This window comes from Brachybacterium sp. J144 (assembly GCF_036321705.1).
Taxonomy (GTDB): Bacteria; Actinomycetota; Actinomycetes; order Actinomycetales; family Dermabacteraceae; genus Brachybacterium.
Genome location: NZ_JAZDCG010000017.1, coordinates 61524 through 72604, shown reverse-complemented (window position 1 = coordinate 72604; position 11081 = coordinate 61524). Strand labels below are relative to the sequence as shown.

Annotated in this window: 7 protein-coding genes; 4 read left to right on the top strand and 3 right to left on the bottom strand. The window is 71.8% G+C overall.

The genetic code is table 11. From position 1 onward, the window contains the following. The first annotated feature begins 218 nt into the window (after positions 1 to 218). Together V1260_RS07255 and V1260_RS07250 are read left to right on the top strand one after the other, a co-directional pair. The gene (locus tag V1260_RS07255; RefSeq protein WP_329746145.1) at positions 219 to 2261 is read left to right on the top strand and encodes a bifunctional aldolase/short-chain dehydrogenase; all 2043 of its coding nucleotides are present in this window, start codon (positions 219 to 221) and stop codon (positions 2259 to 2261) included. After that, positions 2258 to 3751 (top strand): rhamnulokinase, encoded by a 1494-nt coding sequence (locus V1260_RS07250; protein ID WP_329746144.1) that lies wholly within the window; start codon positions 2258 to 2260, stop codon positions 3749 to 3751. Before V1260_RS07255 ends, V1260_RS07250 begins: the two co-directional genes overlap by 4 nt. A gap of 55 nt (positions 3752 to 3806) precedes the next feature. Here the strand turns inward: V1260_RS07250 and V1260_RS07245 are convergent, their stop codons facing one another. From V1260_RS07245 to V1260_RS07235, 3 genes are read right to left on the bottom strand one after another with little or no spacing between them, the layout of a single operon-like run. Beyond that, a complete protein-coding gene (locus tag V1260_RS07245; RefSeq protein ID WP_329746143.1) occupies positions 3807 to 4565 on the bottom strand; it encodes an HIRAN domain-containing protein in 759 nt (252 codons plus the stop codon). Continuing rightward, positions 4562 to 5461 (bottom strand): HipA domain-containing protein, encoded by a 900-nt coding sequence (locus V1260_RS07240; protein ID WP_329746142.1) that lies wholly within the window; start codon positions 5459 to 5461, stop codon positions 4562 to 4564. Before V1260_RS07240 ends, V1260_RS07245 begins: the two co-directional genes overlap by 4 nt. A gap of 55 nt (positions 5462 to 5516) precedes the next feature. Beyond that, the gene (locus tag V1260_RS07235) at positions 5517 to 6530 is read right to left on the bottom strand and encodes a LacI family DNA-binding transcriptional regulator (RefSeq protein ID WP_329746141.1); all 1014 of its coding nucleotides are present in this window, start codon (positions 6528 to 6530) and stop codon (positions 5517 to 5519) included. A 517-nt stretch (positions 6531 to 7047) separates the two neighbouring features. Here V1260_RS07235 and V1260_RS07230 point away from each other — a divergent pair. Beyond that, entirely contained in the window at positions 7048 to 9333 is a 2286-nt protein-coding gene (locus tag V1260_RS07230; RefSeq protein WP_329746140.1) for an alpha-L-rhamnosidase, read from the top strand. A 309-nt stretch (positions 9334 to 9642) separates the two neighbouring features. Then, positions 9643 to 11004 (top strand): ABC transporter substrate-binding protein, encoded by a 1362-nt coding sequence (locus V1260_RS07225; protein WP_329746139.1) that lies wholly within the window; start codon positions 9643 to 9645, stop codon positions 11002 to 11004. Positions 11005 to 11081: the final 77 nt, after the last annotated feature.

The window sequence follows — 11081 nt, the reverse complement described above, 5'->3', positions numbered from 1 at the left end:
CTGTTCTCACCCCCTTCTCTCCCCTCCCCCCCCCCCCCCCCCCCCTCCCCCCCCCCCCCCCCCCCCGCGCCCGTCGGTCCGCCGCCGGCCCGCCCGACGATCACCGGCCCGCCCCGTCGGCCGGTTCGACCCCCTCAGTCCGACCCCCCTCAGCCCTCTCCCGCGCCTCGGCACCGCCCGCCGATCCGCCTGCCCCACCACCCCAGGAGCCCCGTGCCATGACCACCGCCCGCGAGACGATCGACGCCCTCCTCGCCCGCTCCAACGCGCTGGGATCCGACCCGGCCAACACCAACTACGCCGGGGGCAACACCTCCGCGAAGGGCACCGACCTCGACCCCGTGACCGGGGAGGAGACCGAGCTGCTGTGGGTCAAGGGCTCCGGCGGGGACCTCGGCACCCTGCAGGAGAAGGGCCTCGCGGTGCTGCGCCTGGACCGTGTGCGCGCCCTGGTCGACGTCTATCCGGGCGTCGAGCGGGAGGACGAGATGGTCGCCGCCTTCGACTACTGCCTGCATGGCAAGGGCGGGGCGGCCCCGAGCATCGACACCGCGATGCACGCCCTCGTCGACGCCGCGCACGTGGACCACCTCCACCCCGATGCCGGCATCGCGCTCGCGACCGCGGCCGACGGCGAGCGCCTCACCCGCGAGTGCTTCGGCGACGCGGTGGTGTGGGTGCCGTGGCGTCGGCCGGGCTTCCAGCTGGGCCTGGACATCGCCACTCTCCAGCGGGAGAACCCCGCCGCGATCGGCTGCATCCTCGGCGGGCACGGCATCACCGCGTGGGGCGCGACCAGCGAGGAGGCGGAGGCGAACTCGCTGCGGATCATCGCCGAGGCCACGGCCTTCCTCGCCGAGCACGGCGCCGCCGAGCCCTTCGGCGCCCACGACCCGGCCCGCGCGGCCCTGCCCGAGGCGGAGCGGCGCGCGAAGGCGTCAGCCCTGTTCCCGGTGATCCGCGGGCTCGCCTCCACGGACGCCCCGATGGTGGGCCACTGGACCGACAGCGAGGACGTCCACGAGTTCCTCGCCAGTGAGAAGCTTGCGCCGCTCGCGGAGCTGGGCACCTCCTGCCCCGACCACTTCCTCCGCACCAAGGTGAAGCCCCTGGTCCTGGATCTCCCCGCGGACGCCTCCGTCGAGGACTCCATCGCGCGCCTGGCGGAGCTGCACGCCGCCTACCGCGAGGACTACGCCGCCTACTACGACCGCCACGCGGACGAGGACTCCCCCGCCATGCGCGGTGCGGACCCTGCGATCGTGCTGGTCCCGGGCGTGGGCATGTTCTCCTTCGGCGCCGACAAGCAGACCGCGCGGGTCGCCGGCGAGTTCTACGTCAATGCGATCCACGTGATGCGCGGCGCGGAGGCCGTCTCGACCTACTCCCCCATCGAGGAGTCCGAGAAGTTCCGCATCGAGTACTGGTCGCTCGAGGAGGCGAAGCTGCAGCGCCGCCCGAAGCCGAAGCCGCTCGCGACCCGCGTCGCGCTCGTGACCGGCGGCGGCTCCGGGATCGGCAAGGCGACCGCGACCCGGCTCGTGGCCGAGGGCGCGTGCGTGGTCATCGCGGATCTCAACCTCGAGAACGCCCAGGCCACCGCCGAGGAACTGGGCGGCCCGGACAGGGCGGTCGCGCTGCGGGCGGACGTCTCCGACGAGCAGGCCGTGATCGACATGGTCGCCGAGGCGGTGCTGGCCTTCGGCGGGCTGGACCTCATCGTCAACAACGCGGGGCTGTCGCTGTCGAAGCCGCTGCTGGAGACCACCGCGAAGGACTGGGACCTGCAGCACGACGTCATGGCGCGCGGCAGCTTCCTCGTCTCCCGCGAGACCGCGCGGGTGATGGTCGCGCAGGCCATGGGCGGTGACATCCTCTACATCTCCTCGAAGAACTCGGTGTTCGCGGGCCCGAACAACATCGCCTACTCGGCGACGAAGGCCGATCAGGCGCACCAGGTGCGGCTGCTCGCCGCCGAGCTCGGGGAGCACCAGATCCGCGTCAACGGCATCAACCCCGACGGGGTGGTGCGCGGCTCCGGCATCTTCGCCGGCGGATGGGGCGCCTCCCGCGCGAAGGTGTACGGCGTCGAGGAGGAGAAGCTGGGCGAGTTCTACGCGCAGCGCACCCTGCTCAAGCGCGAGGTGCTGCCGGAGAACGTCGCGAACGCCGTGTTCGCGCTGACCGCCGGGGACCTCTCGCACACCACCGGTCTGCACGTGCCGGTCGACGCGGGCGTGGCCGCCGCGTTCCTGCGATGAGCGGCGCGGCTGCCGCAGGGCCCACCGGCCCCCACGCGGTCGCGGCGATCGACCTGGGGGCGACCTCGGGGCGGGTGATGCTCGGCGTGGTCTCCCGCGGCCGCATCGAGCTGATCGGCGCGCACCGCTTCGAGAACCGTCTGGAGACCCGTGAGGGCCATCTGAGCTGGGATCTCGACGCGCTCTGGGCCGAGATCCAGCACGGCCTCTCCGCCGCCCACGACCTCGCCCTGGTGCGCGGCCTGCCGGGGCTGAGCTCGATCGGCGTCGACTCGTGGGCGGTGGACTACGCGCTGATCGGCCCCGACGGGGAGCGGGTCGGCGAGGTGATCGCCTACCGCGATGACCGCACCGACGCCGTCGCGGACCGCCTGGCGGAGACGATCCCCGCCACGAGGCAGTTCGCGCTGACCGGCATCGCCCAGCAGCCCTTCAACACCCTCTACCAGCTCGCGGCCGACGACCGCCTCGCGGACCTCCCCGCGGGGACGACGGCGCTGCTGGTCCCCGATGCGATCGGATTCCTGCTCACCGGCGAGCGCCGCACCGAGCTGACCAACGCCTCGACCACCGGAATGCTCGCCGCGGGCGAGGCGGCCTGGTCGCCGGAGATCCTCGCCGCCGCCGGGGTGGATGAGGGCCTCTTCGCACCGTTCATCGCCCCGGGCGAGGTTCTCGGCACGGTGCGCCCGGAGCTCGGGGCCCACCTCGGCATCGGCGAGGTGCCGGTGATCGCCGTCGGCTCCCACGACACCGCCTCCGCCGTGCTCGCCGTCCCCGCCCGCGAGGAGGACGCGCCGGTCGCGTTCATCTCCTCGGGCACCTGGTCGCTGATCGGCCTCGAGCTCGCCGCACCGGTCGCGACCGAGGCCGCCCACCGGGCCGGTTTCACGAACGAGGGCGGCGTGGACGGCACCGTCCGTTTCCTCAAGAACGTGGCCGGGATGTGGCTGGTCAGCGAGTCGATCCGGCAGTGGGAGGAGTCCGGGGCCCGCGTGGATCTCGACGACTTGCTCGCCGCGGCCGCCGTCGTGCCCGGGAACCGCTTCCGCATCGATCCGACCGATCCGCAGTTCCTCACCCCTGGGAGGATCGCGGACAGGGTGCGCGACGCCGCGCGACCCCTCGGTGAGGACGAGTTCCCCCGCACCCCCGCCGAGCTGGTGCGCTGCATCCTCGAGTCCCTCGCCGAGACCTACCGCGACGAGCTGCAGGCCGCCTGCCGCCTCGCCCGTGTGGCGCTCCCGGACCGGCTGCACGTCGTCGGCGGAGGCAGCCGCAACGCCCTGCTGAACCAGCTCACGGCCGACGCGCTCGGCATCGAGGTCATCGCCGGGCCGATGGAGGCGACGGCGCTCGGCAACGTCGCGATCCAGTCCCGCGCCCTCGGCGCCGTCCCCGACGAGCCCGGCGCGATCCGTCACCTGGTGCGGGCGAGCGTGGAACTCGCGGGGTTCACCCCGTCGTCGGGCGGGCAGGGCGAGCGATAGAGACCTGGCAGGACGCCCACCAGAGAGCATCGCCGCAGATCAGACGACTGGCCGCTCAGCCCACCAGATCCCAGCGAGGATCGGAGAAATGGGCGGCCTCGACCAACGAACCTCGCAGCTCGACGAGCAGCCGGAGGTGCGGTGGTGTCGAGCTGTTGTTGACGTGCGCGACGCTCGCGGCGATCTCTCCGGCACGCTCGATCAGCCAGGTGAGCGGGGCGGGAACCCAACCGAGCACCGTGCCCGTCTCCGTCGCGACGAGGCGCGCCGTAGCATCCACTGCATTGTCAGGCTCGCGCTCGATCCGGAGCGGATCCCCGACTCGCAACTTATCGACCACTCGCTGTTCCTCGACGGTGCGATATCGCATGCCGTGGACGAGGAACTGGAGAGTCTCTCCACCTCCTGGATGCGGGACCGGCAGCTGGATCAGCTCGATCGTGTCGCCCTGGCGTCGGCCGCCGTTCGCCGCAAGGAACTCGAAGGCGCTTGCCGACTCGTCGAGGCCGAGGTTCTCGAGGATTTCCGCTCGGTCCGGGCGTCGCGGAGAGAGCACCCGCTGGGAGAAGAGCGGGAAGAGCGACGACGACACAGCCACTCGGGAAGCGTCCGGGAACCCAGGAAGCCGCTGGACCCCGGTATCCGCCGCGACATCAGCGAAATAACGAAACGCCCAGCCGTCCGGAAGCTGGGTGAGGACGCCCATCCTCCGGTACGCGCGACTGACCGGATCCTGCCTGGTCACGAGGAACGACCGAGCACCATCCAGCAGGTCTTCGCGCGCAGAGGGCGCGTCGAACGAGAGCGTGCTCATGGATCGATCAGCCTCCTCCGGTTCTCCTCCAGCATGCGCAGAACGAATGTACGTCGATGGTCCGACAATCCTGGCGCAGAGTCCACGATGACGGCCACCTGCGCCGTATCGACGTCGCGCAGTCTGGAGATCCAGGGGCCGCCCCATCGGCACAGCGCGTCCTTCGCGAGATCGACGAGAGGAACAGTCTTCCCTCCGTCGAACTTCTTGGCCATCGCCCCGCGAGCGAACTCACGGGGATCTTTCCTCTGCAGGAACGCATCATCCCTTCCGGCGGCGAGCGAGCTCCCGTGGTCGAAGCTCGGGGCGAGGCGAGACCCCTCGGGGCCGACGAGGAGCGCCCAGTTCTCGGAGTGCCGATCCGTGTTGCCGATCCAGGCGTCCAGGACGAGAAAGCCGGCGAAGGCCGTTCGAGCGTCGCCGTCCATGGACCGGTTCGGCGGGTCGATTCCGTCCAGAACCAGTCCGATCGTGTCGAGTCGGTGCCCCGTCCGGTTGCGAGTTCTCGCAGCGTTCGGGATGTAGCTCGGCCCAGCCACCCCGGCGAGGAAGACGTCGCCGCTCTGCAGGTCTTCCTCCTGGCTGGCGATGTTCCGCGATACGCACCCGAACGAATCGGCCCTGTTCGCCAGGTCGACCTCGGCGACGGGAACGCCGATTAGTTTCGCCACTCTGCAGGCGACGAACTCGGACTGCGCATCGAACCAGGTGATCGTGCCTGCATCCTGCCCTTGCTTGCCCAATCGAGCGACTCGACGCGAAGGTTTGAAGAGCCATCTCCGCGGAGGGATCCCTCCGTCCGACGCCGGTTCGAGGAGCCATTCCTTCTTCTGATCGCCGATCCATTCGTCACCGGACACGGCCCACCCGGTCACGTCCCTGATCTCGGCGCTCATGCACGGAGTGTAGGTCCGGGCTCCGACGTTCCAGCGCCCGCCCCGCTCATCCCCTTCAGCCCGACGTCGACTCGCGCTCGACGAGGGTCGGGGTGAAGCTGACCTGCCGCGGTGGGGCGTCGTCGCTGAGCACCTGCTCCTCGAGCAGCGCCAGGGCGGTGCGGCCCATGAGGTCGGCGGGCTGGGCGACGGAGGTCAGGGGCACGACGGTGGAGCGCGCGAAGGCGATGTCGTCGTAGCCGACGAGCGCGATCTCCTCGGGCACCGCGACCTGGTGGCGGAAGGCGAAGGCCTGCAGCACGCCGACGGCGAGCAGGTCGTTGACGCAGAACACCGCGTCGGGCCGCTCCTTCCGCGGCCGGGCGACGATCTCCTCGCCCACCGTGCGGCCGGCGAGGACGCTGAGGTCGTCGGCGTCGAGCACCTCGATCTCGGCGCCCGCCTCGGCGGCGGCCCGCTTCGCCCCGCGCAGACGATCCGCGACCTGCCGCAGGTCGCGACGGGGGGCGAGCACGCCGATGCGCCGTCGGCCGATCTCCACGAGATGCTGCACCGCGATCGCACCCCCGGCGACGTCGTCGACGCTCACCGAGGAGCCGCCCGCGGCGTCGGCCCCGCTCTCCACGAGCACGACGGGCGTGCCGCGGCGACGGATCCCGTCGACCAGGTCCCGGGTCCCGCCGGCGGAGGCGAGCAGGATGCCCCGCACCCGCTGCTCCTCGAACAGGGACAGGTACAGCCGCTCCCGCTGCTCCCGGTTCCCGGTGGAGCCCGCGATCACGGCGAGGGACGAGGCCTCTGCGGCGGTCTCGATGCCGCTCACCAGCTGCGCGTAGAAGGGGTTGCCGGAGTCGAGCACGATCGCGCCGACGGTCCGCGAGGTGCCCACCTTGAGCTGGCGGGCGGCGTCGTTGCGGACGTAGCCGAGCTCGGCGATCGCAGCCTCGACCCGCTCGCGGCGGTCGGGGGAGACGATCTCGGGCCGGTTGAGGACGTTCGAGACGGTGCCGACCGACACCTGCGCGGCGGCGGCGACCTCCTTCATGCTCACCAGTCGTCCTGCTGCCATGGCCCTCCCTCGTCCCGCGGGCGGTCCCGTGCTCGGGGCCGCGTGGGCTGACAGTATCGCGCCGGGTCAGCCCAGCAGGGCCTGCGCCTCGTCGACCACGGCCTGCGCGGCGGTTGCGGGGTCGCTGCGCCCGAACAGGACGTCCTCGGCATGGCTGGTGATCGCGTCGTCGACCGCGCCGCCGCCGGGCGGGGTGATCGGCGGAGCCTCCCCCAGCTCCTGGGCGATCGCCTCGATGAAGTCGACGGCCTTGCGGTCGGACAGGATAGGACGACACCTGAAACGAATGAACCGCTTTTCGGACGTCGATCACCTGGTCGGACGCCCTGGCACTCCTCGGCGAGACCTGGAATACTCGTCGCTGTTTGAGTCGTTTCATAGAATCGCCTAGCTCACGGCGATCCGGCGCTCGTCGTTGCAGCACCGTGCACGCCGCCGTCGGCGCTCGAGCCCCGATCCCGCCGACACCGATCCGAACCGCCCCTCACCCGACGATGTGATCCGAGGACCGCACCCCATGTCGCACACCCCCGACACCACTCCCTTCTCCACCCTCTCCGGTGCCGCGGCGATCGCCGCGCCGGATCTCGGCGGCCGCGCCCCGGTGCTCGCCCGCACCGTCGGCCTCGACCGGCCGGTCGCACAGGTCGCCTCGGCCCGACTCCTCGCGACCGCCCACGGCGTCTACGAGGCGCAGGTCAACGGGCTCCCCGTCGACGAGTCCGTGCTGAACCCCGGCTGGACCGTCTACGAGTCGCGCCTGCAGGTGCAGGAGGTCGACGTCACCGCGCAAGTCCGCGAGGGCACGGACGAGGTCGCGCTCACCGCGCTGCTGGGCCGCGGCTGGTGGAACGGCGACTTCGGCTTCGGCGAGGAGAAGACGAACTACGGCGAGGACAACTCCTTCCTCGCCGCCCTCGAGATCACCTACGAGGACGGCGCCACTCAGGTCGTCGTCACCGACGAGTCGTGGACAGCGACCGCCTCCGCGATCACCTTCGCGACCATCTACGACGGCCAGCACGAGGATCGTCGCCTCGCGGCGGGCGATCCCCAGCCGGTGGTCGTCGCCGAGATCGACCGGGCCACCCTCGTCGAGCAGACCTCGCCCCTGATCACGCGCCACGAGTCGCGTCGACCGGAGAGGATCTGGACCTCCCCGTCGGGGCGGACCCTGCTCGACTTCGGGCAGAACCTCGTGGGCTGGCTGCGCTTCACCGTCACCGGCCCCGAGGGCACCGAGATCACGCTGCGGCACGCGGAGGTGCTCGAGCACGAGGAGCTCGGCACCCGGCCGCTGCGCACCGCGAAGGCCACCGACTCGCTGATCCTCGCGGGCGATCCCGACGGCGAGGCCTTCGAGCCGACCTTCACCTTCCACGGCTTCCGCTACGCCGAGGTCACCGGCTGGCCGGGCGAGCTCACCGCCGACGACATCGAGGCGGTCGTCGTCCATTCGGACATCGACCGGACCGGCTGGTTCGAGAGCTCCCACTCGGGTGTGAACCAGCTGATCAGCAACTCGATCTGGTCCCAGCGCGGCAACTTCCTCGCCGTCCCCACCGACTGCCCGCAGCGCGATGAGCGCCTGGGCTGGACCGGCGACATCGCCGCCTACGCCGCGACCGCCACCTACCAGTTCGATGTCAACGACTTCCTGCACAACTGGCTGCTCGACCTCCACGCGGAGGCCTCTCTCCCGCCGCTCAGCTTCGTGCCCTTCGTCATCCCCGACATCCTCAAGTTCCGCCGGGACGAGTTCGGGCCCTTCGCGGGCCAGGAGCCGAAGGAGATGCCCACCGCCATCTGGGGCGACGCCTCCGTGTGGGTGGCCGAGGCGCTGTGGACCGCCTACGGCGACCTCGACCGGCTGCGCGCCCAGTACCCCGGGATGGTGCTGCACCTCGAGTCCGTGGAGCGGGCCCTGTCCCCCAGCGGCCTGTGGGACGAGGGGTTCCAGTTCGGTGACTGGCTCGACCCGGACGCCCCGCCGGAGCGCGCGGCCGACGCGAAGGCCGACAAGGCCGTCGTCGCGACCGCCTGCCTGGTGCGCTCCGCCCGGTTCGCCGCGGAGACCGCGCGTCTGATCGGCGAGGCCGACGGCGCCGAGCGCTGGCAGGCCCTCGCCGACCGCACCCTCGCCGCCTTCACCGAGGCGTACGTGGGCGAGGACGGCATCATCCACTCGGACTGCGCGACGGTGTACGCCCTCGCCATCGCCTTCGACCTGCTCGAGCCGGCCACCCGTGAGAAGTCCGCGGCGCGCCTGGCCGAGGTCGTCGAGGCGGCGGGCTACAAGGTCTCCACCGGCTTCGCCGGGACGCCCTTCGTGACCTGGGCGCTCTCGGAGACCGGGCACGTGGAGCACGCCTACCGCCTGCTGCTCGAGGAGGGCTGCCCCTCGTGGCTCTACCCCGTCTCGATGGGGGCGACCACGATCTGGGAGCGCTGGGACTCGATGCTCCCGGACGGCTCCATCAACCCCGGCGAGATGACCAGCTTCAACCACTACGCGCTCGGCGCCGTCGCCGACTGGATCTACCAGGTCGTCCTCGGCATCCGCGCCGCGGAGCCCGGCTACCGCCGCATCCGGATCCAGCCCACCCCGGGCCCCGGCCTCGACTGGGCGAAGGGCGCCTACGACTCGGCGGCCGGGCGCATCGAGGTGTCATGGTCACAGTCGCAGTCGCCGGCCGACGGCGGTTTCCGCCTCGAGGCCACGATCCCCGACGGCGTGGAGGCGGACCTGGTGCTGCCCGACGGCACCACCCGCACCGTCACCGGCGGCACGCACACCCTCTGACCGACGGGGCGCGGCGCGCGGCCGGCCGGGCCGCGCCGACCCCCGATGACGGCGCCTGGGGGAGCGTGTTCCGCCGAACATGCTCCCCCAGGCGCCGTAACTCTGCGGTAGCCGCCAGGCCGCGGCGGGCAGCGGCGGCCGACGCCATCCGGCCCGCGTCCCACTCGCGTCCCGCAACCGTCGGAAACCGCTTGACCACGGTGAGCCCCTCCCCCATCCTGCCGAGGAAGACCACCCCCCGGAGCTGCCGTTCCCACGTGAGCACAGCGGCTCGCGCCCGGCACCGCCGCCGTCCCGATCGGAGACCCCATGCACTCTCAGCACACCTCCCGCACCCAGCCCAGCCGTCGCGCCGGGCACGGCCTGCGCCCCCAGCTCAGCCGGCGTCGTGCCCTCGCGCTCCTCGCCGCCTCCGCCGCGGTGCCCGCCCTCGCCTCGTGCGGCCCCAACAGCGGCGGCTCCGAGGCGGGCGGGCTGCGCATCTACTGGTGGGGCGCGGAGCTGCGCGCGGGTCTGACCCAGGAGGTGCTGGACCTCTACAGCGCCGATCACCCCGACGTCACCCTCTCGCCGGAGTACAGCGACTGGTCGGGCTACTGGGACAAGCTCGCCACCCAGACCGCGGGCGGCACCGCCCCGGACATCATCCAGATGGACGAGGCCTACATCGACTCCTACGGGACCGAGGGTTCGCTGCTCGACCTCGAGTCGGTCGAGGGCCTGGACCTCTCCGGCATGGACGAGGCGATCCTGGAGACGGGCCGCCTCGCCGACGGCCGACTCGTCGGCGCCCCCAACGGCTTCAACCTCTACGCGACCGGCATGAACCCGACCCTGCTCGAGACGGCCGGGATCTCCCTGCCGGACGACACCACCTGGACCTGGGACGACTTCCTGGCGCTCTGCCAGGAGCTGTCCGAGTGGGGGAAGTCCTCCGGGGAGCAGGTCTTCGGCACGAGCGGCTTCGGCGGTGGTTCGGGCGACCTCGCCGCCTGGGCGCGGCAGACGAACAACGAGCAGCTCTTCCCCCGCGAGGACGAGCAGGGCGTCACCAAGGACACCATCGTCTCGCTGCTCGACTTCTCCCTCTCCCTCGCCGCGACCGGAGCGGCGCCCGCCGCCGCGGCGCAGGTCGAGAACTCCTCGGCGAGCCTCGAGCAGGGCATGTTCGCCACCAACGGCTGCGCCTTCCAGCAGGTGCCGAGCTCCCAGATCCTCACCTTCCAGGACTCCACCGGCGAGCCGCTGAAGCTGCTGCGCATGCCGGCGCGCACGAGCGGCCAGGCGAACATGGTCAACAAGGCGTCGATGTACTGGTCGATCGGGGCGAAGACCGCGGACCCGGCGGCCGCCGCGGCCCTCACCGGCTTCATGCTCACCGACCAGAAGGCCGCGGAGATCCTCAAGATCGAGCGCGGCATCCCCGCCTTCCCGGCGGCGCAGGAGGCGGTGCGCCCGCTGCTCACCGAGAACGAGCTGGTCTCCCTCGACTTCGCCCTCGAGATGCAGGAGGAGGTCGTGAAGCCCCCGGTGGTCACCCCGGCGAGCGCCGTCGGCTTCGGCGACGAGTACACCCGCATCGCCGAGGAGGCGCTGTTCGGGCAGCGCTCGACCTCCGAGGCGGCCGACGAGATCCTCGAGATCCTCGCCGGGATGCAGCCGGAGCGCTGAGGGTCGGGGGGGGGGGGGGGGGGAAGGCCGACATAACACCCTACCCGCCACAGGACCGCGGGGTGTCGGGGTTCTGG